Genomic DNA, 25571 nt, shown 5'->3' with positions numbered 1-25571 from the left:
GGCGGGTGCGGTGCGCCGGTCGGTAGGTGTGGTGCTCCGCCAAGCGGGTGTGGTGTCCCGGTCGGCAGGTGTGGTGCATTGGTCTATGGATGTGGCCGGCCGGCCGGGGCTGTCAGCTCTGTTTCCAGTGAGGCGAGGCGCGCTCGTATCGCCGCTGTCGGGCGGGATGCCGCCAGCGCCCGCCACACGTCGAGGTCGTCCTCGCCCCACGGCGCGTGCGCCCAGTCCGCCAGCAGATCGGGGTCGCCGCAGGCGATCAGCGCGGCGCGCAGGCCGTCGGCGAGGCGGCGCCTGAGCCGCACCACCGCCGGTGCCTGAGATGCCGGCAGCGGCGGCCCGGCGTACGCCGTCACGGCCGCAGTGACCGCACCGGCCGCCAGCCGTCGTTCGACGACCGCCACGTCCGACTCGAACGGAACGGTGAGCCGGTAGGGGCGCGAGGCCAGCAGCCCGGGGCCCAGCACCCCGCGCAGTCGGGCGAGTTCGGCCCGCAGCGTCACCGGTGTCACCGACTCGTCCCGGTACAGCGCGCACAGTAGCTCGTCGCCCGTCAGGCCCTCGGGGTGACGGGCCAGCAACACCAGGATCTCGCTGTGCCGACGGCTCAGCCTGATGCCCCGGCCGCCGGTGACCAGACGCGCCTCGTCCCGGCCCAGCACCGTCAGCCGCGGCGTGTCGGCTGCAGGCCGTGCGGGGGCGAGCAGCGCCAGGTGGGCCTCGGCCGCCCGCGCGACCGCCTGCACGAAGCCCAGGCTGTGCGGATGCGCCAGTCCGTCCCCGCCCGTGATGTCCACGGCACCCAGCACCCGTCCGGTCCGCGGATCGTGCACCGGGGCGGCGGCGCACGTCCACGGCTGCACCCGCCGGATGAAGTGCTCGGCAGCGAACACCTGCACCGGCCGGTCCAGGGCGACGGCCGTGCCCGGTGCGTTCGTCCCGACCGCGCTCTCCGCCCAGCGCGCACCCGGCACGAAGTTCATCCGCCCCGCCTGCCGCCGTGTCGCCGCGTGGCCCTCGACCCACAGCAGTCTGCTGTGCGCGTCGCACACCGCCAGCAGATGTTCTCCGTCGGCGGCGAACGTGCCCATCAACTCTCGGAACAGCGGCATCACCCGCGCCAGCGGATGCTCGGACCGGTAGGCGCCGAGCTGACCGTCGGTCAACTCCACGCTCGCGGTGCCGTCGGGACCGACGCCGGCCCGTGCGGAGCGCCGCCACGAATCGGCCACGACGGCGCGCACCGGCCGCGCCACGGTGCCCGCCGCGGTGAACGTCTCGTGCGCCCGTCGCAGGATCCGTACCCGCTCGGCAGGGTCGGCCCCTGGCTCCAGGGCCACCCAGGGATCGGTCAACTCGTCCTCCCGGAAGGCGATACGGCTGGGGACATCGTCACGCCGGGTGCGTGGACGGACAACCGTTTGGACGGTGCTCGCCAGAAAGGCGGGCATCCGGTTTCGGACCGGTTCCCCTCAGACGGTGTTGACGAGCCGCAAGTAGCGCCCCCAGTCCCAGTTCGGACCGGGATCGGTGTGATCGGTGCCGGGGACCTCGTGGTGGCCGATGATGTGCGCCCGGTCCTTCGGGATGCCGTACCGGTCGCAGACCGATGCCGTCAGCCGAGCGGACCGCTCGTAGAGGGCGTCGGTGAAGTATCCCGGTTGATCCACCCACCCTTCGTGTTCGACTCCGATGCTGTGCGTGTTGTAGTCCCAGTTCCCCGCGTGCCAGGCGACGTCGGACTCGCGCACGCACTGCGCCGCATGACCGTCCATGGACCGCACGACGTAGTGCGCGGACACTTTCTTCTGCGGGTTCTGGAAGATGGTCAGTGCCTTGACATACTCGGTCTGCGTGACGTGGATGACGACCCGGTCGATGGTGTGGGTGGCGGGGCGGTTCGACGCCGTGTAGTTGGAAGCGGTTGCGGGCTGCCACTCGGCGAGCGGGTAGTCGACGGTTTGAGGCTGCGCGCCCGCCCGTGCGTCCGGGAGCAGCGTGTACGGAAGCGCGGCCAGGGCGGCGCCCTTCAGGATGCGTCGTCGTCCGGGGAGGGGTCTTGCTCGTTCCACGGAGTGTTGTCTTTCAGGGGTGTTCGACGTGGGGAGAGCGGCACCGGCCCGGTTCGGGTGGGTCAGTCGCACAGCGCCGCCGCGGTCTCGCGCAGCCGCGCGTCAATGCCCCGGTGGGACTCGCGGGTGGGCAGCCATTCCTTGCGGAGCTTGGCCACACACGTGTAGTTGGTGTCGCACACCTCGGACACCAAGTCCTTCTCGGACCGCACCCGACCGGCGAAGCAGTCCTCCGTGAACAGGTCGAGAATCGTGCCGGGTGCGATGCGCGCCACGGGCGGCGCACCACCGAACGTCCAGGCGTACTCGCCCTGTTCCGGACGCACGGTCAGGATCCGGGGGTCGCTCATTGCTGCACGGCTCCGTTCTGGGGCAGGTCGGTGTGGAGGTGGAGGCGGCGGAGCGACCACGGCCACCTCAGGCCGACGGGATACGTCTCCGGAATCGACGCGGCGACCGCGGCGGCCGGCGCCACGGCCGTCACACTCCGGGACAACACCTCGGCCAGTCCCACGGCATCGCGCCGCAGCCCCTCAACGTTTTTCCCCGGCATTCCGAATCCCCCTCGCACGCGTCGGTGCTTGAGCCGTCACGACTCGACGGCTGAACCAGCACGGATCACGTTACGGCGCGGGCCGGTCCGGCTGAAGGAGATACCGGGGTTCGGTGGACGAGCGCGGAATTGTGGACAACTCGCTCACCCGAACGGGGAGTTCCGGCTCGATCAGGCGGTGTGGGGCGGCAGTTCAGGCCCGCTCGGCCACCGCCGCCGGGTCGTCCAGCACGGCCCGTACCACCGAGTGCGCGGCCCCGAGCAACGGTCCCTCGGGGCCCAGTCGCGAGACGGACACGGGGCAGGCGGGACCCGCCGTACGCCGGGAGAGTTCGGTCTCGAGGGACGGCAGCAGCCACGGCGCGAGCCCGGCCAGGGCGCCACCGAGCACGACGCCTTCGGGGTCCAGCAGATTGAGCGCCCCGGTCAGGGCGATACCGAGAGCCGTTCCCGCCTCGTGCAGAGCGCGTCGTACGTCCGGATCGCCGTCCGCGGCGCGTCCCGCGAGGAGTCCTACACGGTCCTCACCCGGTTCCAGCCCCGCCGCTCGCAGCACCGCCTCCTCACCGGCGTACTGCTCCAGACATCCCCGCCCGCCGCACCCGCACTCCGGCCCGTCGGGATGGACCGGCACATGGCCCAGTTCGCCCGCGAAGCCGCGCGTGCCGCGCAGCAGGCTGCCGTCCACGACCAGCGCGGCGCCGATGCCGATCTCGGCCGAGACATGGAGGAAGTCTCCAGGCGCGTCCGCGCCGAGCCAGAGTTCGGCCAACCCGCCGAAGTTGGCCTCGTTGTCCACGGTCAGCGGGAACTCCCCGGGCAGCAGCGCGCCGAGGTCGACGTCCTGCCAGTCGAGGTTCGGCGCGCGGACGACCGTACGGGCGTCGCGGGCGACGAGTCCGGGGACGGCCACGGCGAGCCCGGCCGGCCACAGCCCCTCGCGCTCCGCCTCGGCGACGACCCGGCGCACGAGTCCGGTCAGCTCCGCGACCACCGGCTCGGGGGAGCGGTCCCGGTTCGCGCCGTGCCGCACGGCCCGCGCCCGCACCTCGCCACGCAGATCGACGGCGCAGACCGCCAGGTGGTCCACGCCGATCTCGGCGCCTATCCCGGCCGGGCCGCGTCCACTGACCGCCAGTGCCGACCCGGGCCGACCCACCCGGCCCGGCCGCTCGGGGCCCAGCTCTTCGAGCAGTCCGGTGCGTATGAGCTCGTCGACGAGGGTAGACACCGCCGCCCGGGTCAGGCCGATGCGCGAGGCGACCGCCGCCCGCGAGAGCGGTCCCTCGGCGCTGACGGCGTGCATCACCCGGGCCAGGTTGCGGCGGCGCATGCCCTGCTGGGTGTCGGGCAGCGCACGCCCGGGGCCGGCCGGCCGGGCCTCGTGCAGCGGTGCGGTCATGCCTCCCTCGATTCGTCGATGCTCAGCGGGCGTCCGTGCTCCGTTCCAGCAGCGGGGCCGCGTCGGAGAGTACCCCGGCGATCCTGGCCAGCGTCGCCTCGTCCCGCTCGACTGCGTCGAGCACCGGACCCCGCGTGGTGTTCCAGCGGCGGGCGACGGCGGCCGGGTCCTCCCCGGTCAGCAGACCCGCCGCCTGCGCCGCGGCCCCCAGCGCGACGAGTTCCTTGGCCTCGGGCACCTGGACCGGCCGCCCGGACAGCCGGCGCACGGTCTGCTGCCAGGCCGTGCCGCGGGCGCCGCCCCCGATCAGCAGCAGGGGAGCCGAGCGGTCCGCGTCCTCGTCGAGGACCAGGTCGAGCGCGCCGAGCAGCGAGTGCACGGCACCGTCGTAGGCGGCCTGGAGCAGCTGGCCGGCGGTCGTGTCGTGGCGCAGGCCGTGCAGGAGGCCCGAGGCGTTCGGCAGGTTCGGGGTGCGCTCGCCGTCCAGGTAGGGCAGGAGCGTGAGGTCCGCGGTGGGCTCCACGGCCTCGCGGTCCAGGCCCAGCAGGGCGGCGACGCGGTCGACGGCGAGCGTGCAGTTCAGGGTGCAGGCCAGCGGCAGCCAGTCGCCGTGGGCGTCGGCGAAGCCGGCCACGGTGCCGGTGGGGTCGGTGGGGCGGCGCTTGGCCACCGCGTAGACCGTGCCCGAAGTGCCCAGGCTCAGCACGGGCGTGCCGGGGCGCAGCCCGAGTCCCAGCGCCGCGGCGGCGTTGTCACCGGTCCCCGGGGCGACCAGCGTCCCCTTGGCGAAGGGCAGGTCGTGACTGTCGCGGACGGTCCCCGCCACCTCCCCGGGCCGCACCACGCGGGGCAGCAGCGCCGGGTCGAGTCCCACGTGCGCGAGGATCTCCTCGTCGTAGGTCTCGGTCCCGGACGCCCACCATCCGGTGCCGGAGGCGTCGCCGCGGTCGGTGGTGCCCTCGCCCGTGAGGCGCTCGGTGAGGTAGTCGTGGGGGAGGCGCACTGCCTTCGTCGCGCGCACGGCCTGCGGCTCGTGTTCGGCCAGCCAGGCCCACTTCGTGACCGTGAAGGACGCGGCCGGGACGGACCCGGTGCGCTCCGCCCAGAACTTCGCGCCGCCCAGCTCCTCGGTCAGCCGCCGGGCCTGCGGGGCCGAGCGCACGTCGTTCCACAGCAGTGCCGGGCGCACCGGCTCACCGTGCTCGTCCAGCGTGACGAGCCCGTGCTGCTGCCCGCCGATCGACACCGCCGCGGCCTCGCGCGCCGCGTCACCACACTGGTGCAGCGCCTCGCGCAGGGCGTCCCACCACTGACGCGGGTCGCTCTCGCGGCCGGCCCCGGAGGACACGGTGTGCGGCGCCTGGCCACTCGCGACGACCTCGCCGGTGGCCGCGTCGACGACGAGCGCCTTAGTGGACTGGGTGGACGTGTCCACGCCGACGACGAGCGGACCCTCGGCTGCTGACATCGGGCTCTCCCTCAAGTTTTTCCGCGGCTCTGCGGGATCTGTCTTCCCAGAGATGCGTCCGCATACTAATTTGTAAACGGCCATGACGAAATAGTCAGCCAGACAGTCTTCAAGCAAGGAGCCGCGGCATGAGCTACCAGCCCACCCCCGATGACAGGTTCACCTTCGGCCTGTGGACCGTCGGCTGGCAGGGAAGGGACCCGTTCGGCGACGCCACGCGGCGTGCCCTGGACCCGGTCGAGTCGGTGCAGCGCCTGGCCGAGCTGGGCGCCTACGGCGTGACCTTCCACGACGACGACCTGATCCCCTTCGGGTCCTCCGAGAGTGAGCGCGAGGAGCACATCAAGCGCTTCCGCCAGGCCCTGGACACCACCGGTATGACCGTGCCGATGGCCACCACCAACCTCTTCACGCACCCCGTCTTCAAGGACGGCGCGTTCACCGCGAACGACCGCGACGTGCGCCGCTACGCCCTGCGCAAGACGATCCGCAACATCGACCTGGCCGTCGAGCTCGGCGCGAAGATCTACGTCGCCTGGGGCGGCCGTGAGGGCGCGGAGTCCGGTGCCGCCAAGGACGTGCGCGTGGCGCTCGACCGCATGAAGGAGGCCTTCGACCTCCTCGGCGAGTACGTCACCTCCCAGGGCTACGACCTGAAGTTCGCCATCGAGCCCAAGCCGAACGAGCCGCGCGGCGACATCCTGCTGCCCACCGTGGGCCACGCCCTGGCCTTCATCGAGCGCCTGGAGCGCCCGGAGCTGTACGGCGTCAACCCCGAGGTCGGCCATGAGCAGATGGCCGGACTGAACTTCCCGCACGGCATCGCCCAGGCGCTGTGGGCGGGCAAGCTCTTCCACATCGACCTCAACGGCCAGTCCGGCATCAAGTACGACCAGGACCTGCGCTTCGGCGCCGGCGACCTGCGCTCCGCTTTCTGGCTGGTCGACCTCCTGGAGAGCGCCGGTTACGCGGGCCCGAAGCACTTCGACTTCAAGCCGCCGCGCACCGAGGACCTCGACGGCGTGTGGGCGTCGGCCGCGGGCTGCATGCGCAACTACCTGATCCTCAAGGAGCGTGCGGCCGCGTTCCGCAGCGACCCGGAGGTCCAGGAGGCCCTGCGCGCCTCCCGCCTCGACGAGCTGGCCCAGGCCACCGCCGCCGACGGCCTGCAGAGTCTGCTCGCCGACCGCACCGCGTTCGAGGACTTCGACGCGGAGGCCGCCGCCGCCCGCGGCATGGCCTTCGAGCAGCTCGACCAGCTCGCGATGGACCACCTGCTGGGCGCCCGGGGCTGAAGCCGAACGCAACGCGCGTGTGCGCCGGTGAGCGTGCACACGCGCGTGCCGTCGGACGGTCGATGTTCAAGCGGTTTCCGTGCGGAGTGCGCCGGAATGATGCGGTCCATGGCATGGGTCCGTATCAACTTCCGTGCGGGGGTCGCGCGGCGAGCGGTCCGCCGCGACGCTGGACGGTATGGCCATGCCGCCCGTACCGCCCCAGCCGCCCGGACCGCCGGGTGACACGCCACCTCCGGGTGGCTTCGGACCGCCTCACTCCGGCTTCGGACCCGGCGACGGGACGGGAGGGGGTGGCTGGTCGCCGCCTCCGCCGTCGGAACCGCCGGGCGGCCTTCGGAGGCGCAGGAACCCCCTCTTCGTCGTTCTCGCGCTGCTCGTCGCCGCCGGAGCCGTCCTCGCCGTCGTGGTGATGGCCTCCGGAGGCGACGACTCACCGGACGACGATCCGACGGCCGGGAGCAGCACCGGCGGTGTCTCCACCCCCGCCCCGTCCTTCAGCCTTCCGGTGGAGCTGCCCAGCGGCCTGCCGACCGAACTGCCGTCGCAGTTCCCCACCGAGCTGCCGTCCGAGATACCGAGTGACCTCGAGTCTCTGCTGCCGTCCCTGAGCGAGCTGCTGCCCTAGCGTGCACGCGCGTGTGGGGCGCCGTCCGTCTCAAATGCGCCGCGGCAGCCGCACATAGGTGACCGTCGTCTCGATGCCGCTGTCGATCAGTCGGCCCTGCGCGTCGAAGGCGCCCGCGCCGTCCGTCATCCCGAAGTCATTGTCGTTGACGAGGGCCAGCGTGTCGTGGTCGACGAGCGCGACGCCCTCGATCTTCCCGGGCACCCCGGCGACCCTGCCCAGGTCGACGACAAGCCGCTTGGACAGTTCCGGAACCCCCGAGGCGGCGGGGTCGTCGAGCTGCTCCAACGACGGTGACGTCGCATCGTCGTCCCAGCGGCTGCCGAGGATGTTCGCCTCCCGGCCCAGGCGTACCAGCTGGAGCCGTGCGGCTTTGTCCGTGCGCTCCTCCACCAGCAGCCGGTCACCGCCCACGGCGACCACCGAGGAGATCTTGAGCTCGGAGGTGTCGTCCTCGCTCGGGTCGACCACGTCGACCGGGTCGAAGCGGTATGCGTACTCGGCGGTGACGGCCTTCTTCTTCGGTGAGAAACGCAGCAGACGCGCGGTCCGCGAGCCCTCTCCCGCGGCCGTGTCCGGGAGCGACAGCGGGCTCTGCATCGCCAGCACGAGGTCGCCGCCCGGAAGTTGGGCGAGCCCCTCGAAGCCACGGTTGATCTTCCGGTGCAGCAGGACCGAGGGCAGTGCCTCCACCACCGGGTAGTCCGTACCCGTCAGGTTCAGCCCCTGAGGAACGTAACGCGTCAGCACCTTCCCACGCGTGGAGACGTGCACCAGCGAGGGCCCGTACTCGTCGATGAGCCAGAAACTCCCGTCCGCCGCCTGGACGACGCCTTCCGTGTCCAGCCCGTTGGGGTTGTAGGACAGGGGTGTCAGTGCGTTGTAGGAGTACGGAGCCTCGTCGCGTCCCGCCTGGTTCGACAGCCCCGTCACGGGCTTCCCCGACGACGTGGTGACCGGGATCGCCTGCAACACCTTCACCGTGTCCCCGGACACCCGGATCCGCACGATCGCCGGATCGAACCCGGGTACGGGGAACGTCCGGCGCTTCGTGCCGCCCACCTTGATCTGTCCGTTGGGCCCACGGTCCGTGACCGTCCAGAACTCGCCCTTGCGGCCCGTCGGACAGATGTCGCTGCCGATGCCGCCGAGGTCCACGCCGCGGTCGTCGTCCACCGTCCCGGGCAGCAGCGCGTTGCTGAACGCCCCGAGCGGGATGTCGCCGAGCGTCGCGATCCTGGTGACCTGTGCCTCCCGCGCCTCCTGAGACGGCGTACCCGCGGCGGCCGGTCCGGCGGTGGCGAGCGCGGCCAGCACAGCGAGCGGTACGCCCGCGGCGACGGAACGACGGACGCGGCGTCGACCGGTGGCGTGCGGGGACATCGGGCCTCCTGAGGGGCAGCTCGGCAAGTTCGGTGACAGCGGCCAGAGTTGGGGTACGCGCCGAACGTCGTACGACCTCCGGGTGAACGCGGTGCGTCGGCCGCCCGTCAGACCGACGCACCCGAGCCACGGGAACGACCTCACGTTCGGGAAAGCGCTTCCTCGCCGTCGGGTCGGGCAATGGCCAGGGCCGTCGCTGGATCGTGGGCCGCGTCCCCGGCCGGCATCCAGCGTCCACCCTCCTTGCGGTACGGCCACCAACGGCCGTCTCGCCCCAACCGCAGTTGGCAGGCCGCTCCGACGACCGTCCACCGGTTTCCCCGCGCCCGCAGCACCGGCCGCTCGTCCTCCTCCCAGGCCGCATCCAGCGCGGCACGCGCGCGTGCGAGCGCCTCGCCCTCCACGAACCACTCCTCCTCGAACACCGACAGTGCGGCCGCCCCTCCATGTCGCCAGGCGCGTGCGGCCGACGCCAGTTGCTCCGGACTGCGCCCCGACCCGGCGGCGAGTCGGGCGGCGGCGGCCATCGCAGGTCGATCCGCTGTCTGAGAGCCTTCGGGGATGCCTTCCGCCAGCCGTGCCGCGTCCTGGCCGACCGTCAGCTCGGCCGTGGACGCACGCCGTCCGGACCTCTCGCGGAGCGCCTCCGCGAGCATCAGGTGCGCCGTGGCGGCCGTCCGGGCGGCCAGGATCTCCAGTGCTGCCGGATCAACCCCGGGCGGGGACGGGGCCTCCGTGTCCAACGAGGGCGGAACGCCTGGTTCTTCCGGGAGTTCGGGCGCGGCGGGCAGCGGAGGCAGGATGCTCCCTGCCTCGTACGCCTCCGCCGCGTCCACCCCTTCGGCCTGGGGCGGTTCCGATCCGGCCCGAGCGGCGGTGCCGCGCGCCTGGAGGTCGTCCAGCAGGACCTGTTCGGCGCGTCCCCGGAGCAGCAGCAGGACGAACGGATCCTGGTCGAGCAGCCTTGCCACCTGGTAGCAGACCGCCGCCGTGTGACCGCAGTGGTCCCAGGCACCGCAGTCGCACTCCGCCTCCAGGTCGCCGAGCCCGGGCAGCAGGTCGATGCCGGCCGTCTCGGCGTCCTCGACCAGGTGCGGCGGCATCTCGCGGTCCAGCAGCGCGGCGACGTGTCCTGCCCGCTCGACCGCCAGGTCCAGGAAACGGTCCCAGTGCGCGTCCGAAAGCGTGTCGAGCAAGACGTCGGCCCGGTGCGGCGTGCGATCGCGGTCCTCGACGACGGCCGTGATGCGCCCCGGCCGCACCGACACCGCGCCCACGGCGCCCGCGCGCGCGAGCCGACGGCCGGTCCTCACCTGCTCCCCGTCCAGCGCTCCGTCCTCCAACGCGGCCAGCCAAGCCCGGCCCCACCACGTCTGCGCGAACCCCCTCCCGCGCGCGGGAGGCAACGCCGCAAAGGTTCGTTCCTCGATGCTGTCGTGCCGGTTCATCGCGTGCCCCCTCGCAGCTCCACCAGATCGGCCAGCTCGGCATCCGTCAGTTCCGTGAGCGCCGCCTCGCCGGCCCCGAGAACGGCGTCGGCCAGGTCTCGTTTGCGGCGCAGCATGCCGGCGATGCGATCCTCGATCGTGCCCTCGGCGATCAGCCGGTGCACCTGAACGGGCCGGGTCTGGCCGATGCGGTACGCCCGGTCGGTGGCCTGCGCCTCGACGGCCGGATTCCACCAGCGGTCGTAGTGCACGACGTGCTCCGCGCGCGTGAGGTTGAGGCCTGTGCCGGCCGCCCTGAGCGACAGCAGGAACACCGGGACCTCACCCCCCTGGAAGCGCCGGACCATGGCCTCGCGCTCGGCGACGGACGTGCCGCCGTGCAGGAACTGCGTGCGCACGCCACGCGCTGCCAGATGTTGTTCCAGGAGACGCGCCAAACGCACGTACTGCGTGAAGACCAGCACGCTCGCCCCCTCGGAGAGGAGGGTGTCGAGCAGCTCGTCCAGAAGCTCAAGTTTCCCCGAGCGCCCGGCGGTCCTCGGCCGCTCCTCCTTCAGGTACTGCGCCGGATGGTTGCAGATCTGCTTGAGGCCGGTCAGGAGCTTCACGATCAGCCCGCGTCGCGCCATGTCGTCGGCTTCGGCGATCGCCTCGAGCGTCTCGCGCACCACGGCCTCGTACAGGCCCGCCTGTTCCTTGGTGAGGGACACTGGGCGATCGGTCTCGGTCTTCGGCGGCAGCTCGGGGGCGATCCCCGGGTCCGACTTGCGGCGACGCAGCAGGAACGGTCCCACGAGCCGGGCGAGGCGCTTTGCTGCGGCCGGATCCCCGCCGTCCTCGACGGCTCGCGCGTACCGCGTACGGAAGGCACCGAGCCGGCCCAGCAGCCCTGGTGTCGTCCAGTCCAGGATTGCCCACAGCTCGGAGAGGTTGTTCTCCACCGGGGTGCCCGTGAGCGCGACACGCGCGCGTGCGCCGATGGCGCGCAGCGACCGCGCGGTCTCCGAGTACGGGTTCTTCACGTGCTGCGCCTCATCCGCGACGACCAGGCCCCACGGCACCTCACGGAGCCGGCCCGGGTCCAGCCGCAGCGTGCCGTAGGTGGTGAGCACGAACTCCCCGTCGGCCAGGGCCTCCAGGTCACGACGCGTCCCATGGAAGCGGCGCACCGGCGTGCCCGGCGCGAACCGCTCGATCTCCCGCTGCCAGTTGCCCATCAGGGACGTCGGACAGACCACGAGGGTCGGACCTGCCGCCGAGGGCTCCGTCTGGCGGTGCAGGTGCAGGGCGATCAACGTGACGGTCTTGCCGAGCCCCATGTCGTCCGCCAGACAACAGCCCAGCCCCAGGGACGTGATCCGGGCCAGCCAGTCCAAGCCGCGCCGCTGGTAGTCGCGCAGTGTGGCGTCGAGCGCGGCGGGCTGCTCCACCGGCTCCTGCGCCTCGGGCCGCGTCAGCCGCTCCCGCAGGGCCGCCAGCCACCCGGTGGGCTCTACGTCGACCCTGCGGCCGTCCACCTCAGTGGAGCCCGTCAGAGCGGCGCCCAGGGCCTCCACGGGTGTCATCTTGTGGTCCTGCTGCGCGCGGGCACGGCGCAGTTCTCGTGGGTCGATCAGGACCCACTGGTCGCGCAGTCGCACCAGAGGCCGGTTGGCCTCGGCCAGACGGTCCAGTTCCTCGCGCGTCAGCTGGTGGTCGCCCACTCCGAACCACCAGGTGAAGGTGAGGAGCGCGTCCGCGGACAGGAAGGACGGCGTGTCCGAGCCGGTGCGGTCCGGTCCCGTCGCCTCCTGCGGCGGCCCCACGACCGCGCGGGCGGTCAGGGTGCGGGCCAGTTCCCGTGGCCAGTGCACCTCGACCCCCGCGCTCGCGAGCGCCCGCGAACCCTCGCCCAGCAGCTCGGCGACCTCTTCGTCCAGGAGATCGACGGCGTGCGGGACGGTCGCCGACAACAGGGGCGTCAGCGCGGGCCAGGCCCGGGCCGCCCGGCGCAGGGCGAGCAGGGCGTCCATCCGCGCGCGCGGCCCGAACGCCCCCTGCGTGACGCCGGGATCTCCCCAGATCTCGGCGGCGTCCGCGAGCAGCGCGGGATCGCTCACGCTGTGCACCTGCGGGACGGCCCGGAACCTCGGCACCGTCCGGCCTGCCGCGGCGTCCGCGATCCCGACGGCACGGCGCCCGTGGACAGGCGCCAGGGAGCCATCCGATCGGGACTCATCCACCCGCAGCTCATCAGCCCGCAGCTCATCAGCCCCGGATCCCTCGTCCCTGGCCCTCTCCACATCCGCACGTGCCCCATCGGCCCCGGACACGGCGAGCTCCGACACGTCGAGCCCTGACACGTCGTCGATCCCCGAGACCTCGATCCGCAGCGAGATCCGTACGCCGGCGTCGTGACCTGCGGCGACACCGGTCGCCCATGCGCGCAGCTCCGGGACGTGCTGGGGCTGTGATGCCGCGTAGGCCGGCCCGCCCGTCACGAGCGGTGCTGCGGGCGTACGGGGCAGCGTGTCCGCGACGGCGTCCAAGAAGGCACGCAGCAGTCGTTCGGGGCCGGGGAGCCGCAGTGGCAGCGTTTCGTCCACCGGCACGGCGTGTGCCTCGGGCGGCATCGCGGCAGCCAGCCGGCGCACCTGCTCGATGTCCTCCGGGCCCAGGGGGCCGATCCTCCAGGCGTCGTGGTCTTCCTGGGACAGGCCGGGCAGCAGCAGTCCACGTGCCACGCAGCGCAGGGCCAACAGGGCGGCCGCATCCCAGAAAGCGATGGCCCGGTGCGCGTCCGGCGTGACACGCGAGTGTGTGAGGACGGGCAGGGCGTCCCGCACAGGCAGCAGCACGGCGGGCACGCGCGCGAGCGCCACACCGGCGTCGGCAGGCCGGACGACGGCCAGATCCTGAACGGTCCCCGATGCGACGACGGGAGGTGCGTCACCGTCGGGGCGCCAGAAGGCGACGCTGCCGGTGCGGGCCGGGGTGCCGGGCACGAACACGGCGCAGCAACGGGACAGTTCGGAGAACTCGGACGATGCTTCCACGGGAACCCTCTGCACGGTGATGAGTCTGCTCCTCAAATTTGACTACCGGGGTCGGGGTCGCCGAGGGTACAGCACTTCGGCGCGAAACGCCTGCCAACTTTGGATCCGGCCGTCCGCGAACCCGGGGTGAGGGGTTCCTCAGGGGCGTCTCGGGGATGTACCTCAGGGACGTCTCAGGGTCGTGTCCGGAACCACGGGCGGCGCGGACCCGTTTTCATGGCAGAGAGCGGCATTGGCCGCGAAGGAGGCGACGCACATGTCGAAGAACGCGAAGATCGCCGCAGGAGGTGTGGCGGCTGGGCTCCTCCTGCTGATCTGGCTGCCCTGGTGGGCTGCCCTGCTGATCGTGCTGGGAGTTCCGGCGGCGGCCTACCTCACGCTGGATCCCTCACAACGGCGCAGGCTGCGCCGCGCCACACGCAAGGAGCTCGGCCGGTGAGTGACGGGGACCGCGCCGCGGTCCCCGCCGTCCGGCACACCCAAGCCGTCGGGGCACGCGGGCGTCGCGCGGCCGGCAGGAACCGTCCCGTCCCAGAAGGTCACAGGGGTCGTACGGCCATCTTGTCGAGCGCCTCCAGGAGCCCGGGCAGTTCGGGTCCGCGGCCGACCGGCAGCACCTCGCCGGGCTGGTCGTCGAGGAGGACGAACGCGATGTCGTCGGTCCTGGCCACCAGTGACCAGCCAGGGCCGTCGGCGCGCAGCGTGCGCGCGTCACCGGGAGCGAACGAAGAACGCACGCGGCCGAGGGGAGGCGGGGTGTCCACGTAGGCGCGCACCTCTTCCAGGACCCGTCGGACACCGCTGGGCCCCTTCGGCGCGTCCTTCTCGGCCCTGTCAACCCCGTTGGTTTCGGAACCGTCGGACCCGTCACCCACCTCGGCCTCGCCAGTCTTGGACCTGTCTCCCTCGTCGGTGGCCGGGTCCGCGGCAGTGCCCTCCCGCGGAGGCGCGAACTCCGTGTCGTCGATCTGTTCGCGCCACAGGGCCCACTGGAGCGCGATCTCGTCGGCCCCGAGTCGTCGCTGGGCCGGACCCCAGGTGGTCGTGTCCGGAGGGCACAGCGCAGGGCTGTCCACGACCTCGGGGGCTGGATCGTGCGGAGCGGGTACACCCGGAGCCGCGACGGCGACCGCCAACGGCCAGCCGGGCAGCGCGGCGACGACCGTCCGCTCGTCGGGCGACAGGTCGTACTCCATGCCGCAGTCCCACGACGCGATAGCGACAGCCACCAGCGACACGTCGTCGATGACGACAGTCCACCGCGCGCCCTCGCCGTCCTGGCCCAGCACCAGGCCATACCCGTCGGCGAGCGGCGGGAGGCCGAGCGCCGCACAGGCCTCCGGGTAGTCGTCGCCCAGCGCGCTCGGGAACTTCGCCGGCGTCAGCAGCACCGCCGTCAGCACATAGAGCGCGTCGTCCGCGGCGGCGACGGCGTCCTCGTCCGTCCCGGCCATCCCAGCCTCCCCATCGGTTCGTCCAACGGCGCGCACCCTAGTGCTGCGGGAAGGCGCTTGTCACGACTCCCCGATACCCGGAGCTGCAGCTTTCCGGCCGGACGGGGCGAATCGACCACCTCCGGCCCTTGGATGCGTCACGCCGTCGGCAGTCCGAGGAGCGCACGAGCCACGGCCCGCGGCGACTCGTCGCGCTCCCGCGCGAGCGCGATGACGGCGCGACAGGCCAGTTCGTTGACCCCGAAGGACAGGGCCTCCGGCGACACCCAGCCCGCCGCCTCGTCGATCCCGTCCTGGTCGTCCTCGGCACAGGCCGAGACATACGCTGCGGCCGCCTCAAACAGATTGTGCGCGCGTTTCCCACCGGCACGCGGTGCCCCGTCCGGACGTCCTTCCCCGTCAGGACGCGACCGTGCGCGCGGCGCCTCGAGGAATCTCCGGTAGGCCTGGCGGATCCTGTCAAACACGTCGACCACCTTCCCCCTGCGTGGTTCCTGCAACTGATCGTTCATCTCCTGCTGTTCAACCTAGGGTTGGAGTTCCGGCAGCAGAAGGGGGACGGAGCGGTGAAGCGCTTCGAGCGACTCGAACAGATCCGACGGCTGGACCCGTACGAGGACGCGTTCGAGATCTACCGACTCACGGCGGCGTACGAGTTCCCCTGGGACGTCACCCGCGCCCTGGAACTGGCCCTGTACCGCACCTACGCGGTGCCGAGCATCGGGCGTCTGCTCGCGGAAACAGCGGAACTCACGGATCGCGCCCAGAAGCGCTACGACGACACCTCGCTGCTGCTCGACGCCGTCGTCGAGCACGGCTTCGACAGCGAGAAGGGGCGTACGGCCGTCCGTCGCATCAACCAGATGCATCGCAGTTACGACATCAGCAACGACGACATGCGGTACGTGCTGTGCACGTTCGTCGTGGTGCCCAAGCGCTGGATCGACGCCTATGGATGGCGCAGGCTGTCACGCCACGAGATCGTCGCCTGCACGGTGCACTACCGCACCCTGGGGCATCGCATGGGCATCAAGGACATCCCCGAGACCTACGAGGAGTTCGAGGCCTGCCTCGACGCCTACGAAGAGGCGCACTTCGCGTGGGACGAGGGTGGGCGACGGGTTTCGGACGCCACGCTCGACCTGATGGCCTCCTGGTACCCGAGGCCGCTGGCGCCCGTCCTGCGCGGTGCAACGCTCGCCCTTCTCGACGAACCGCTCCTGAAGGCCTTCCGATACCCCTCTCCGGACCGCGTCACGCGTGCCCTGGTGCGCGGGGCGGTACGCGCGCGTGGACGCGCGGTGCGGCTGATGCCGCCGCGCCGCGCACCCCACTACGCGCGACAGAACCGGGAGATCAAGGGCTACCCGAACGGCTACCGACTGGGCGAGCTGGGCACCCGCCCGGTGCCCGGCGCAGGCGGCTGCCCTGTACGGCACGCGGACGGGTCAGCCGCCCAGTGAGTCGAGCGTGTCGCGCAGCCAGCCGAGCTCGGCCCGGGACGTGGCCCGCGCGATGGTCAGGACGCCGCGCCGGAACGGATCCGCCAACTCTTCTGCACCCAGCGGCCGGTCGTCGTCGTAGAAGAAGCTCGCAGGCTCCTCCAGGAAGGCCAGCCGACGGCGCAGTACGGCCGCCTGGGCGGCGGTGTCGTCCAGATGGCGGAGGAAGGCGAGCACGGTGAACCAGCGGTTCTCGTCGGTGACGTCGCGCTGATCGGGCTCCGCGAGCCGTCGGCGCAGTTCGCCCCTGCCCGCGTCGGTGAGGCTCAGGACATGGCGCGGAGCCGCCACGGCACCGGGCTCCGTGGCGCGCACCAGGAAGCCTGCCTTCTCCAGACGCTTGATCGCCGGGTACAGGGTGCTCTCGGCCACGGGGCGTACGTGTCCCGTCAATGCCGTGATGCGTTTGCGCAGCTCGTAGCCGTGCAACGGGGCGTCGTACAGGAAACCGAGGATGGCGAGCTCCAGCATGCCCGCATTCTGCCGCAGGACAGCAGTACCTCGCTGCGGGGGTACCTGAGTCCTCTATGTATGCCGACCGCTGTATACATCGACAGTGGAATATGTCGATCGCTGTGTACATCTGGTACTCGATACTTCGTTGACTTCATACCTCGCTTCCGATGTATCTTCAGTCGGGCCGGAATCGACGGCGGTGGTGTGACCCGAGGGGGAGACGATGCGGCAGGCAGAGTTCGACGGCCGAGGCGGCCATGTGCGCTGGACCGAGACACCGGGCTCGGAACCCGCGCGCGTGTACGTGCACGGGCTGGGGGCGGCCTCGGCCGTCTACCACGCGCATATCGCGGCCCGTCCCGAACTCGCGAGCCGACGCAGCCTGTTCGTCGACCTGCCGGGGCACGGCATCAGTGACCGCCCCGTGGACTTCGGCTACACGCTCGAAGAGCACGCCGACGCCCTGGCGGCCGCGCTGGACGCGGCGGACGTGACCGGTGCCGAGCTGGTCGCCCACAGCATGGGCGGCTCCGTGGCCATCGTCCTCGCCCACCGCCGGCCCGACCTGGTCGCGCGGCTCGTGCTGACGGAGGCCAATCTCGACGCCTTCCCGCCGCCCACCGCGGGCAGCAGCGGCATCGCCTCGTACACGGAGGACGAGTTCGTGGACGACGGGTACGCGCGCGTGCTGGCCAAGGTCGGGCTCCTGTGGGCCGCGACCATGCGGCTGGCCGATCCGCGCGCTCTGCACCGCAGCGCGGTCGGACTCAGGCGCGGATCCGACCCGGTCATGCGCGACATCCTGGCCGGGCTCGAGGCGGTCGAGCGGGTCTACCTTCAAGGTGGGCTCACCGGCGAGCTCGACGGGGCGGACGCCTTGGAGGCAGCGGGCGTGCTCGTGGTGACGGTGCCGGGTGCCGGGCACAACGTCATGTTCGACAACCCCGACGCGTTCGCGCGGGCGGTCGCCGGAGTGGCGTGAGCCCTCAGGACTCGCGGACGGCCAGGGCCAGGAAGCGGTCGTTCTCGTCGACGTAGGACGTCATGCGCCACCCAGAACCGGCCAGCAGCGGGCGGAGGTTGGGCTCCGCGCGCAGGTCCTCCGGCGTGATCTGTCGGCCCTGCCGGGCCGCGAGCGCCGCCCTGCCGATGGGGTGGAACAGCGCCAGCGTGCCGCCCGGGCGTACCACCCGTGCCAGCTCCCGCAAATTCTCGGCCGGCCGAGGCAGATGGGCGATGAGGCCCGCCCCGAACACGGCGTCGAGCGACTCGGAGCGCAGGGGAAGCGCGGCTACGTCCGCGAGCACCAGTTGCCCGTGGCGGTCGCGTCCGGCCCGTACGGCGGCCTCGAGCATGGCCGGGGTCAGATCGGCCCCGACGACCACTCCCGAGGGCCCCACGGCCGCACGCAGCGGCGTCAGGGCCCGTCCGGTGCCGCAGCCGGCGTCCAGTACGCGGTCCCCTTCGCGCAGACCGAGGTCGCGGACCGCGGCCGCGTAGGCGGGACCGTCGTCGGGGAACCGGCTGTCCCAGTCCGCGGCGCGCGCCGTGAAGAACTCCTGAACGTGTGTGTGGTCGTAGCTCATGTTCCGCATGATCCCTCACCGACACGGACGACGTCTCAGTGCACATGTTCGAGCGTGACCCGATCGATCCGGCGCACTTCTGTGTCATATTCCAACACCTTTCGAAATGCGCCCCCTTTGTGCTCCCGTGCTCCGACTAGCGTCCCGTGGCCATGGGACACCTGGACCACGCCGCCTTCGGCTGGCTGACCCCCGTGCTGTCGTACGTGATGGCCTGCATCGGCGCCGCCCTCGGGCTGCGCTGCACGGTGCGCGCCCTCGGCGCCACCGGACGCTCGCGCCGCAACTGGCTGATCACCGCGGCGTCGGCGATCGGCACAGGCATCTGGACCATGCACTTCGTGGCCATGCTCGGCTTCGGCGTCAGCGGCACCGACATCCGCTACGACGTTCCGCTGACCGTGCTCAGCCTCCTCGTGGCCATGGTCGTCGTCTGCGTCGGCGTCTTCGCCGTCGGTTACAGCCGCGACCGCACGCGCGCGTTGCTGATCGGCGGGCTCACCACCGGCCTGGGGGTGGCGAGCATGCACTACCTGGGCATGGCCGCGGTCCGGCTGCACGGCGACGTGACCTACGATCCGGTCCGCGTCGGACTCTCCGTCCTGATCGCCGTCGTCGCGGCCACCGCGGCCCTCTGGGCGGCACTCAACATCAAGTCGCCGATCGCGGTCACCATCGCCTCCCTCGTCATGGGTGCGGCGGTGAGCAGCATGCACTACACCGCGATGTTCGCGGTGAGCGTCCACGTCACGCCCTCGGGGGAGGCACTGCCCGGGGCCACGGCGATGCAGTTCATCTTCCCCCTCGCCGTCGGCCTCGGGTCCTACCTCTTCCTGACTTCGGCCTTCGTCGCGCTGTCGCCCACCACGGGGGAGCGCCAGGCGTCCGCCACGGCACAACAACCGGTGGAGAACCACGCCGGCCGACAGCAGGCCGGGACCGTCTGACGCGACCGGCACGGCACGCCCCGAAACGACTTCCGAGCGAGGAGGCCATGCGTACACCCCGTAGGACCCCCACGGCAGGCGCCGACGCGCCGCCCCCCACGCGCGGGCGCCGCGCCCATGCCGGGCCCCCCGCCGACGAGGGGCCGGACGAGCAGACGGACACACCTGCGGACGCGATACCCCCGCGCGCGGAACGCTGGCGCATCCGGCCGCGCACCGTCCGCGCCAAGATCGTCTGCCTGCTGATGGTGCCGGTCGTCTCCCTGCTAGCCCTGTGGGCGTACGCCACCGTCAGTACCGCCCAGGACGTCTCCGGACTGCGCCGGTTGCAGCGCGTGGACTCCCAGGTCCGCGCCCCCGTCGCGGCAGCGGTGGCCGCCCTGCAGACCGAGCGGTCGGCCGCCGTGCGGTACGCGACCGCCCCCGTCCCAGGTCAGGACGGCGACCTGAAGGAGCTCACGCAACGAACGGACCGCGCGGTGGCCAAGCTGCGGCTCGGCAACGACAGCACCGTCGCCGACGGCCAGGACCTGCCCAAGGGAGTGGCCCAGCGGCTCGAGATGTTCGTCTCCCGCGCCGAGAGGCTCCCCTCGCTCCGGACCGCGGTGCTCGACGGCAGCGCCGGCTGGGAGGAGACGTACGGCCGGTACACGAGCACGATCTCCACGGCCTTCTCGGTCGGCGGCGCCCTCTCCGGCATCCAGGACGCCGAACTGGGCTCCGACGCGCGCGTGCTGCTCGAATTCTCCCGCGCGGGAGAGGCCCTCTCCCAGGAGGATGTCGTGCTCGCCGGCGCGCGCGGGGCCGGACGCCTCGACGGAGAGCGCCTGCGACTGTTCACCGGCGCCGTCGCCACGCGCCGCACCCTGACGGAATCGGCCGTGGCGGACCTGCGCGGCCCCGAACGCACCGCATGGCAGCGCCTCGCCGCCGGCAGCGCCTACGCCGCCCTGGACGCCGCAGAGGACAAGGTGCTCGCCAACGGCCCCGGCGCGAAGGCGATCTCCGCCGCCCCGGCGAGCACCTGGGACAAGTCCCACGCGCGCGTGCAGAACGGGATGCGGACCATCGAGACGGACGCGGGACGCGGTGTCGCCGACCGAGCCGACCCGTTCACCCGCGGTCTGCTCACCGCGGCCGGCGCCGCGGTTCTGCTGGGCCTCGCCGCTGTCGTCGCCTCGCTCGTCATCTCCGTGCGCATCGGCCGCGCACTCGTCGTCGAGCTGGTCAGTCTGCGCAACAGCGCCCTGGAGATCGCCCGGCGCAAACTCCCGGAGGCCATGCGGAAGCTGCGCGCCGGCGAGGAGATCGACGTCCACGCGGAGGCCCCGCCCGGGCCTCCCTCCGAGGACGAGACCGGCCAGGTCGCCGAGGCTCTGGACACCGTGCACCGCGCCGCGCTGCGCGCCGCCGTGGAGCGTGCCGAACTCGCGAGCGGCATCTCCGGGGTGTTCGTCAACCTCGCCCGCCGCAGCCAGGTCCTCGTGCACCGCCAGTTGAGCCTCCTGGACAGCATGGAGCGCCGCTCCGACGACCCGAACGAACTGAGCGACCTCTTCCGGCTCGACCACCTCACCACCCGTATGCGGCGCCACGCCGAGAGCCTGATCATCCTGTCCGGGGCGGCGCCGGGCCGGGCCTGGCGCATGCCGGTGTCCCTCACCAACGTGGTCCGCGCCGCCGTCTCCGAGGTCGAGGACTACGCGCGCGTGGAGGTACGGCAGCTCCCGGAGGCGGCCGTCATCGGCACCGCCGTCGCGGACCTCACCCACCTGCTCGCCGAACTCGTCGAGAACGCCGCCCAGTTCTCGCCGCCGCACACGCGTGTGCGGGTCACCGGCGAACCCGTGGGCAACGGATACGCCGTCGAGGTCGAGGACCGGGGCCTGGGCATGGGCAAAGAGACCCTCACCGAGGCCAACCGGCGCATCGCGCAGTCCGAGGCCCTCGACCTCTTCGACAGCGACCGGCTCGGCCTGTTCGTGGTCAGCAGGCTCGCTGCCCGTCATGGCGTCAAGGTGCACCTGCGGACCTCGCCCTACGGCGGCACCACAGCGGTCGTCCTGCTGCCGACGGCCCTGCTGCACAGCGGCAAGCCGGAACGTTCCGCCCGTGAGGTCGCGCAGGCGCAGCAGCCCGCGGAACGCGAGTACGCGCGCGTCCCCGCAGCCGACCACAATGCCTCCGACCGCCATGCCCCGGACCGCCGTGCCTCCGACCGGCATCAGGAGGCCGTCCCCGCGTCCGCCGACCGCCCCGCGCTGGTGGCCCCCGTACGGGGTGCCTCGGAACCGGCGGCAGCCGACCCCCCGCCTCCCGGAGTCACCGCCTTGCGCCTGCACCGTCCCCCGGACGACTTCGATGGCTCGGACGACCTCCCGCGCCGGGTGCGGCAGGCCAATCTCGCCCCGCAACTGCGCCGCCCGCTCCCCGACGAACCGGACCGGGCGCCCGGGGCGCGCGGCGACGAGGGGCGTACCCCCGAACTCGTACGGGACCGGATGGCCGCGTACCGGGACGGCTGGGCCCGGGGCGGCGGCAGGCAACCCGGCCGCGGAGCCACCCCGGACCCCGCACCGGGCAGCGACAGCAGCGAAGGAGACCCCGCATGATCCAGGACCCGAGCACGAGGTCGACCCCGCGGTCCGGCGAACTCGACTGGCTGCTGGACGACTTGGTGATGCGCGTGAGCGAGGTACGGCATGCCGTGGTGCTGTCCAACGACGGCCTCGCCGTCGGCGCCTCGACCGACCTCAGGCGTGAGGACGCCGAACACCTCGCCGCCGTCGCCTCCGGCTTCCACAGCCTTGCCAAGGGCGCGGGCCGGCACTTCGGCGCAGGCGGGGTGCGTCAGACCATGGTGGAGATGGACGACGGCTTCCTGTTCGTGGCCGCCGCGGGCGACGGCTCCTGCCTGGCCGTCCTCACCGCCGTGACCGCCGACATCGGCCTGGTCGCCTATGAGATGGCGCGGCTGGTCAAGCGGGTCGGAGAGCACCTCTATACGCCGCCACGCCTCGGCGCGCGGCCGCCCGCCGCCGGATGAGGCGAGAGAGCGACCCGTGCAGATGACCGAGGACATGACCGGCCCCCCGCGCGAGCCGGGCAGCCAGTGGTACGACAACGAGGCCGGTCCGCTCGTCCGCCCGTACGCCATGACGGGCGGACGCACGAGACCGGGCCCCACCGGAGTGCTCTTCGACCTGATCGCCCTGGTCACCCTGGACCCGGGAGCGCCCGGCACGGACGGCATGGCGCTCGGGCCGGAACACCGCACCCTCATAGGCCTCTGCCGTACGGAGACCCAGTCCGTCGCCGAACTCGCGGCGGGCGCGGATCTTCCCGTGGGCGTGGTCAGGGTGCTCCTCGGAGACCTGCTGGAACTCGGCTGTGTCACCGTCAGCCGTCCGGTCCCGCCCGCGCAGTTGCCCGACGAACGGATTCTGCGCGAGGTGATCGAGGGGCTGAGGGCGCTGTAGCGGAACGCCCGGCCCGACCCGGACGCGTACGGACCCACCCCGCACCGACTCGTGCACGCAGTCGGACACCGAACGCTCAGGAGCCGGTCAGATCGGGCGGATTGCGGTCGAACCCATCGGAAAAAGAACCGAGTTGTCATGATGCTGGCTTCGCGCACATGCCGAAGCCGTACTCCCCCGAGAGAAGTGATCCATGGTCTCCGAGCACTCCGATGCCACGGGCGGCGAGACGGCCCCCCTGGCGTTGAAGATACTGGTCGCCGGCGGGTTCGGCGTGGGCAAGACCACCATGGTGGGCGCGGTCAGTGAGATCAAGCCGCTGCGCACCGAGGAACTGCTCAGCGAGGCCGGGCAGTTGGTGGACGACACCGACGGTGTGGACCAGAAGGTCACGACGACCGTCGCCATGGACTTCGGCCGGATCACCATCCGTTCCGGCCTCTCCCTCTACCTGTTCGGCACGCCGGGGCAGGACCGCTTCTGGTTTCTGTGGGACGAACTGTCGCAGGGAGCTCTCGGCGCGGTGGTCCTGGCCGACACCAGGCGCCTGGAGGACTGCTTTCCCGCGGTCGACTACTTCGAGCACCGGCACATCCCGTTCGTGGTGGCCGTCAACTGCTTCACGGGCACACGGACGTACGGCGCCCAGGACGTCTCGCGCGCCCTCGACCTCGACGGAGGGACCCCGGTCGTCCTGTGTGACGCCCGTGACCGCGACTCGGGGAAGGAGGTGCTGATCCGGCTGGTCGAGTATGCCGGGCGGATGCACACCGCCCGGCTGCTCGACTCGGTGGGCTGAGCGTGGCGGCGTAGTTCCGGGTCAGTCCGCGATGGCCTTCTGCGCCAGGACCTTGTCGATCCGGACACGGACGAGCAGCTCCCCGGGAACGCCGTTGCGGGCTCCGAACTCCTCGGCGCGCTCCTCACCCATGTACCGTGCCGCGATACGAGCCGCCCAGTGCCGGACCTCGTCGAGGTCCTCCGAGAGCCGGGCCCGGCCCTGCAGCACCACGTAGTCGAACGGCGGCCGGTCGTCGTCCACGCACAGGGCGATCCGGCCGTCCCGCGCCAGATTGCGTCCCTTCACCGTGTCCCTGCCGGTGTTGAACACCACGTCGTCCCCGTCGAGCAGGAACCAGATCGGCGCCACGTGCGGACTTCCGTCGGGCCGCACGGTCGACAGTTTTCCGGTGCGGGTTCCGTACGTGACGAAGGCCCGCCATTCCTCATCGGTCATCTTCTGTGCCATGCCGCCATCCTCCTTGCTCCGGCGGCCGGTCCTGGGGAAGGGTGGCGGACAGATTCTCCGGCGAGGCGGAGGATCACATGGGGAAACACACGGGGAACGTCACACGGGGAGTGGCACATGGTGCAGAACCAGGGGCTGGGCTGGTTGCTGGACGACCTGACCGAGCGCGTCGACCACGTGCGGCACGCACTGGTCCTGTCCAACGACGGGCTGGTGGCGGGCGCGAGCACGGGACTGCGCCGGGAGGACGCGGAGCACCTCGCCGCCGTCTCGTCCGGGCTGCACAGCCTGGCCAAGGGATCAGGACGCCACTTCAGCGCGGGCCGAGTCCGCCAGACGATGATCGAGTTCGACGACGCGGTGCTGTTCGTCACCGCGGCGGGTACCGGCAGTTGTCTGTGCGTGCTCAGCGGGGCCGAGGCCGACATGGGCCAGATCGCCTACGAGATGACCCTGCTGGTCAGCCGGGTCGGCGAACACCTCACCGTGGACGCCCGGCAGCCCGAGCGCGCACCACTGAAAGACCTCTGACCTGCGCTTTTATTCTCCTCCGTGGAGTTATCCACAGGCTCGCCACGAGATCGGCGATTCCGGCTACGGTTTTTTCCGGGGCCACCGCGGACAGCGCGGGCCTGCTTCACTCCACTTCACTCCACGGGGGAGATCGACCATGTTCGGCAACACCGTCACGCAACCACATTCCGTTTCCTGCACGCCGAGTCGGGCGGCTCGTGAACTGGACCTGAAGCGAAGTGAGTTCGACCTCGCCGTGCACCTCGGGCGCATCAGGACCATGCCCGACGAAGGGGGAGGCGGCCGTCGGGTGGCCCGCGCGGAGATCGACCGTCTGCGCTCGGAACCCGGCTTCCCCGAGGCGCTGCGCGAGAGCGTGCTGGCCGTGGGCACCAGCGAAGGCGCCGCCATCATGGACGTGCCTGCCGCCCGGTTCACCCGCCTCGCGCGGCTGGGACTGGTGGTGCCCGTCAGGTTCTATCTGAACAGGTACCGTGCCGTCGTCTGGCTGTATCTCGCCGACGAACTGCGGCAGTTCGCCGCCGACAAGACCAACTCGTCGCTGCTCACCGGTCGTACACCAGAGGTGCTGCGGAGCCAGCTGGTCGCAGGCGTTGACCTGCGGGCCCGGAACTGGCGGGGGCGCCACCTGGGCTTCCTGTTCCGACAGGCCGACGGCCCCTGGCAGCGCGCCGGGGTTCTTGCCGGGCTTCTCGACCCCCTCCAGGTCGCGGAGATCGTCAAGGACCCCTACGAGCGCTCCCACCTGAACAGGTTCCGGCCCGGACCGCCGGCCCACGGCACCCCGGGCACGCCCGGCGCGCACCTCATCGAGAAGATCATGACGGCGGATGCCCCCGACGAGATCCACTGGCTGAGGTCCGACCTGGAACGCACCCTGGACGAGGCCCGTGCCGACCAGCCCGCGCCGCGTCCCTCGCCGAAACCGTTCCGGTCGACGCCTGTTCCGTCGAAGCCGGACGCGTCGAGTCCCCTCCCCGAACCGGCCCTGACGCACTCGGCGCCGCAACCGGACATGGCCGACGAGTCCGGCCGACCGACTCGTGGCCTGCTGAGCCGACTGCGCCGCCGCAGCGCGTGACG

25 protein-coding genes and 1 pseudogene are annotated in these 25571 nt (G+C 71.8%); 12 read left to right on the top strand and 14 right to left on the bottom strand.

Annotation, left to right across the window (positions count from 1 at the left end; genetic code table 11):
• Positions 1-83 precede the first annotated feature (83 nt).
• The 6 genes and pseudogenes from OG289_RS06730 to xylB form a co-directional block, all read right to left on the bottom strand.
• On the bottom strand, positions 84-1352 hold the full coding sequence (locus tag OG289_RS06730) for a GAF domain-containing protein (RefSeq protein WP_327313080.1): 1269 nt from the start codon (positions 1350-1352) through the stop codon (positions 84-86).
• Positions 1353-1469: 117 nt separating this feature from the next.
• Positions 1470-2069 carry an N-acetylmuramoyl-L-alanine amidase gene (locus tag OG289_RS06725; protein WP_327313079.1) on the bottom strand — a complete coding sequence of 200 codons (600 nt, stop codon included), beginning with the start codon at positions 2067-2069 and terminating at the stop codon, positions 1470-1472.
• A gap of 173 nt (positions 2070-2242) precedes the next feature.
• A pseudogene (locus tag OG289_RS06720) lies at positions 2243-2419 on the bottom strand (acetamidase/formamidase family protein); the annotation flags it as partial.
• Complete coding sequence (locus tag OG289_RS06715; RefSeq protein ID WP_327313078.1) at positions 2416-2622, bottom strand: hypothetical protein; 207 nt, start codon at positions 2620-2622, stop codon at positions 2416-2418. The gene OG289_RS06715 and the pseudogene OG289_RS06720, both read right to left, overlap by 4 nt.
• Positions 2623-2815: 193 nt before the next feature.
• Positions 2816-4024, bottom strand: coding sequence for an ROK family transcriptional regulator (locus tag OG289_RS06710; protein ID WP_327313077.1), 1209 nt, complete (start codon positions 4022-4024; stop codon positions 2816-2818).
• Between the two features lie 22 nt (positions 4025-4046).
• Positions 4047-5492, bottom strand: coding sequence for a xylulokinase (gene xylB, locus OG289_RS06705; protein ID WP_327313076.1), 1446 nt, complete (start codon positions 5490-5492; stop codon positions 4047-4049).
• Positions 5493-5620: 128 nt separating this feature from the next.
• Here xylB and xylA point away from each other — a divergent pair, with 128 nt between their 5' ends.
• Positions 5621-6787, top strand: a complete 1167-nt coding sequence (gene xylA, locus OG289_RS06700) for a xylose isomerase (protein ID WP_327313075.1) — start codon at positions 5621-5623, stop codon at positions 6785-6787.
• Positions 6788-6965: 178 nt separating this feature from the next.
• On the top strand, positions 6966-7415 hold the full coding sequence (locus OG289_RS06695; protein ID WP_327313074.1) for a hypothetical protein: 450 nt from the start codon (positions 6966-6968) through the stop codon (positions 7413-7415).
• A 30-nt stretch (positions 7416-7445) separates the two neighbouring features.
• Here the strand turns inward: OG289_RS06695 and OG289_RS06690 are convergent, their stop codons facing one another.
• From OG289_RS06690 to OG289_RS06680, 3 genes are all read right to left on the bottom strand, one after another.
• On the bottom strand, positions 7446-8798 hold the full coding sequence (locus tag OG289_RS06690; RefSeq protein WP_327313073.1) for an esterase-like activity of phytase family protein: 1353 nt from the start codon (positions 8796-8798) through the stop codon (positions 7446-7448).
• Between the two features lie 140 nt (positions 8799-8938).
• Positions 8939-10246 (bottom strand): SWIM zinc finger family protein, encoded by a 1308-nt coding sequence (locus OG289_RS06685; RefSeq protein ID WP_327313072.1) that lies wholly within the window; start codon positions 10244-10246, stop codon positions 8939-8941.
• Positions 10243-13296 (bottom strand): DEAD/DEAH box helicase, encoded by a 3054-nt coding sequence (locus OG289_RS06680; protein ID WP_327313071.1) that lies wholly within the window; start codon positions 13294-13296, stop codon positions 10243-10245. The genes OG289_RS06685 and OG289_RS06680 overlap by 4 nt, the downstream gene beginning before the upstream one ends.
• 241 nt (positions 13297-13537) lie before the next feature.
• Between OG289_RS06680 and OG289_RS06675 the strand changes: the two genes are divergently transcribed.
• Positions 13538-13720, top strand: coding sequence for a hypothetical protein (locus tag OG289_RS06675; protein ID WP_327313070.1), 183 nt, complete (start codon positions 13538-13540; stop codon positions 13718-13720).
• A 100-nt stretch (positions 13721-13820) separates the two neighbouring features.
• On the opposite strand, the gene OG289_RS06670 is transcribed toward OG289_RS06675, so the two are convergent.
• The gene (locus OG289_RS06670) at positions 13821-14735 is read right to left on the bottom strand and encodes a hypothetical protein (RefSeq protein WP_327313069.1); all 915 of its coding nucleotides are present in this window, start codon (positions 14733-14735) and stop codon (positions 13821-13823) included.
• Positions 14736-14872: 137 nt separating this feature from the next.
• A complete protein-coding gene (locus tag OG289_RS06665; RefSeq protein ID WP_442819067.1) occupies positions 14873-15202 on the bottom strand; it encodes a hypothetical protein in 330 nt (109 codons plus the stop codon).
• Between the two features lie 99 nt (positions 15203-15301).
• Here OG289_RS06665 and OG289_RS06660 point away from each other — a divergent pair, with 99 nt between their 5' ends.
• Positions 15302-16198 (top strand): oxygenase MpaB family protein, encoded by an 897-nt coding sequence (locus OG289_RS06660; RefSeq protein WP_327313067.1) that lies wholly within the window; start codon positions 15302-15304, stop codon positions 16196-16198.
• On the opposite strand, the gene OG289_RS06655 is transcribed toward OG289_RS06660, so the two are convergent.
• Positions 16184-16708: a PadR family transcriptional regulator gene (locus OG289_RS06655; RefSeq protein ID WP_327313066.1), complete on the bottom strand. Its 525-nt coding sequence runs from the start codon at positions 16706-16708 to the stop codon at positions 16184-16186. The genes OG289_RS06660 and OG289_RS06655 overlap by 15 nt on opposite strands.
• Positions 16709-16916: 208 nt before the next feature.
• On the opposite strand from OG289_RS06655, the gene OG289_RS06650 reads away from it, so the two are divergent.
• Positions 16917-17675 carry an alpha/beta fold hydrolase gene (locus OG289_RS06650; protein ID WP_327313065.1) on the top strand — a complete coding sequence of 253 codons (759 nt, stop codon included), beginning with the start codon at positions 16917-16919 and terminating at the stop codon, positions 17673-17675.
• A 4-nt stretch (positions 17676-17679) separates the two neighbouring features.
• Here the strand turns inward: OG289_RS06650 and OG289_RS06645 are convergent, their stop codons facing one another.
• Positions 17680-18279, bottom strand: a complete 600-nt coding sequence (locus OG289_RS06645; RefSeq protein ID WP_327313064.1) for a class I SAM-dependent methyltransferase — start codon at positions 18277-18279, stop codon at positions 17680-17682.
• Between the two features lie 152 nt (positions 18280-18431).
• Between OG289_RS06645 and OG289_RS06640 the strand changes: the two genes are divergently transcribed.
• The 5 genes from OG289_RS06640 (at position 18432) to OG289_RS06620 (ending at position 23504) form a co-directional block, all read left to right on the top strand.
• Positions 18432-19226 (top strand): MHYT domain-containing protein, encoded by a 795-nt coding sequence (locus OG289_RS06640; RefSeq protein ID WP_327313063.1) that lies wholly within the window; start codon positions 18432-18434, stop codon positions 19224-19226.
• A gap of 47 nt (positions 19227-19273) precedes the next feature.
• Complete coding sequence (locus OG289_RS06635; RefSeq protein ID WP_327313062.1) at positions 19274-21838, top strand: sensor histidine kinase; 2565 nt, start codon at positions 19274-19276, stop codon at positions 21836-21838.
• The gene (locus tag OG289_RS06630; protein ID WP_327313061.1) at positions 21835-22272 is read left to right on the top strand and encodes a roadblock/LC7 domain-containing protein; all 438 of its coding nucleotides are present in this window, start codon (positions 21835-21837) and stop codon (positions 22270-22272) included. Before OG289_RS06635 ends, OG289_RS06630 begins: the two co-directional genes overlap by 4 nt.
• Before the next feature lie 22 nt (positions 22273-22294).
• Positions 22295-22705 carry a DUF742 domain-containing protein gene (locus tag OG289_RS06625; RefSeq protein WP_327320603.1) on the top strand — a complete coding sequence of 137 codons (411 nt, stop codon included), beginning with the start codon at positions 22295-22297 and terminating at the stop codon, positions 22703-22705.
• A gap of 193 nt (positions 22706-22898) precedes the next feature.
• Complete coding sequence (locus tag OG289_RS06620) at positions 22899-23504, top strand: GTP-binding protein (RefSeq protein ID WP_327313060.1); 606 nt, start codon at positions 22899-22901, stop codon at positions 23502-23504.
• A 21-nt stretch (positions 23505-23525) separates the two neighbouring features.
• Here the strand turns inward: OG289_RS06620 and OG289_RS06615 are convergent, their stop codons facing one another.
• Complete coding sequence (locus OG289_RS06615; protein ID WP_327313059.1) at positions 23526-23954, bottom strand: PPOX class F420-dependent oxidoreductase; 429 nt, start codon at positions 23952-23954, stop codon at positions 23526-23528.
• A 117-nt stretch (positions 23955-24071) separates the two neighbouring features.
• Between OG289_RS06615 and OG289_RS06610 the strand changes: the two genes are divergently transcribed.
• Positions 24072-24485, top strand: a complete 414-nt coding sequence (locus tag OG289_RS06610) for a roadblock/LC7 domain-containing protein (protein ID WP_327313058.1) — start codon at positions 24072-24074, stop codon at positions 24483-24485.
• A gap of 139 nt (positions 24486-24624) precedes the next feature.
• Positions 24625-25569 (top strand): DUF6397 family protein, encoded by a 945-nt coding sequence (locus OG289_RS06605; protein ID WP_327313057.1) that lies wholly within the window; start codon positions 24625-24627, stop codon positions 25567-25569.
• The last annotated feature ends 2 nt before the right edge of the window (positions 25570-25571 follow it).

The organism is Streptomyces sp. NBC_01235, assembly GCF_035989285.1.
GTDB lineage: Bacteria > Actinomycetota > Actinomycetes > Streptomycetales > Streptomycetaceae > Streptomyces.
The sequence above is the reverse complement of the archived record's forward strand: the minus strand, read 5'-3'. Positions and strand labels throughout refer to the sequence as shown.

Coding starts and splice junctions, on each gene's coding strand:
- OG289_RS06715 (WP_327313078.1), bottom strand. CDS start 2,622: ATGCCGGGGAAAAACGTTGAGGGGCTGCGGCGCGATGCCGTGGGACTG.
- OG289_RS06710 (WP_327313077.1), bottom strand. CDS start 4,024: ATGACCGCACCGCTGCACGAGGCCCGGCCGGCCGGCCCCGGGCGTGCG.
- xylB (WP_327313076.1), bottom strand. CDS start 5,492: ATGTCAGCAGCCGAGGGTCCGCTCGTCGTCGGCGTGGACACGTCCACC.
- xylA (WP_327313075.1), top strand. CDS start 5,621: ATGAGCTACCAGCCCACCCCCGATGACAGGTTCACCTTCGGCCTGTGG.
- OG289_RS06695 (WP_327313074.1), top strand. CDS start 6,966: ATGGCCATGCCGCCCGTACCGCCCCAGCCGCCCGGACCGCCGGGTGAC.
- OG289_RS06690 (WP_327313073.1), bottom strand. CDS start 8,798: ATGTCCCCGCACGCCACCGGTCGACGCCGCGTCCGTCGTTCCGTCGCC.
- OG289_RS06685 (WP_327313072.1), bottom strand. CDS start 10,246: ATGAACCGGCACGACAGCATCGAGGAACGAACCTTTGCGGCGTTGCCT.
- OG289_RS06675 (WP_327313070.1), top strand. CDS start 13,538: ATGTCGAAGAACGCGAAGATCGCCGCAGGAGGTGTGGCGGCTGGGCTC.
- OG289_RS06670 (WP_327313069.1), bottom strand. CDS start 14,735: ATGGCCGGGACGGACGAGGACGCCGTCGCCGCCGCGGACGACGCGCTC.
- OG289_RS06655 (WP_327313066.1), bottom strand. CDS start 16,708: ATGCTGGAGCTCGCCATCCTCGGTTTCCTGTACGACGCCCCGTTGCAC.
- OG289_RS06650 (WP_327313065.1), top strand. CDS start 16,917: ATGCGGCAGGCAGAGTTCGACGGCCGAGGCGGCCATGTGCGCTGGACC.
- OG289_RS06645 (WP_327313064.1), bottom strand. CDS start 18,279: ATGAGCTACGACCACACACACGTTCAGGAGTTCTTCACGGCGCGCGCC.
- OG289_RS06640 (WP_327313063.1), top strand. CDS start 18,432: ATGGGACACCTGGACCACGCCGCCTTCGGCTGGCTGACCCCCGTGCTG.
- OG289_RS06635 (WP_327313062.1), top strand. CDS start 19,274: ATGCGTACACCCCGTAGGACCCCCACGGCAGGCGCCGACGCGCCGCCC.
- OG289_RS06630 (WP_327313061.1), top strand. CDS start 21,835: ATGATCCAGGACCCGAGCACGAGGTCGACCCCGCGGTCCGGCGAACTC.
- OG289_RS06625 (WP_327320603.1), top strand. CDS start 22,295: ATGACCGAGGACATGACCGGCCCCCCGCGCGAGCCGGGCAGCCAGTGG.
- OG289_RS06620 (WP_327313060.1), top strand. CDS start 22,899: ATGGTCTCCGAGCACTCCGATGCCACGGGCGGCGAGACGGCCCCCCTG.
- OG289_RS06615 (WP_327313059.1), bottom strand. CDS start 23,954: ATGGCACAGAAGATGACCGATGAGGAATGGCGGGCCTTCGTCACGTAC.
- OG289_RS06610 (WP_327313058.1), top strand. CDS start 24,072: ATGGTGCAGAACCAGGGGCTGGGCTGGTTGCTGGACGACCTGACCGAG.
- OG289_RS06605 (WP_327313057.1), top strand. CDS start 24,625: ATGTTCGGCAACACCGTCACGCAACCACATTCCGTTTCCTGCACGCCG.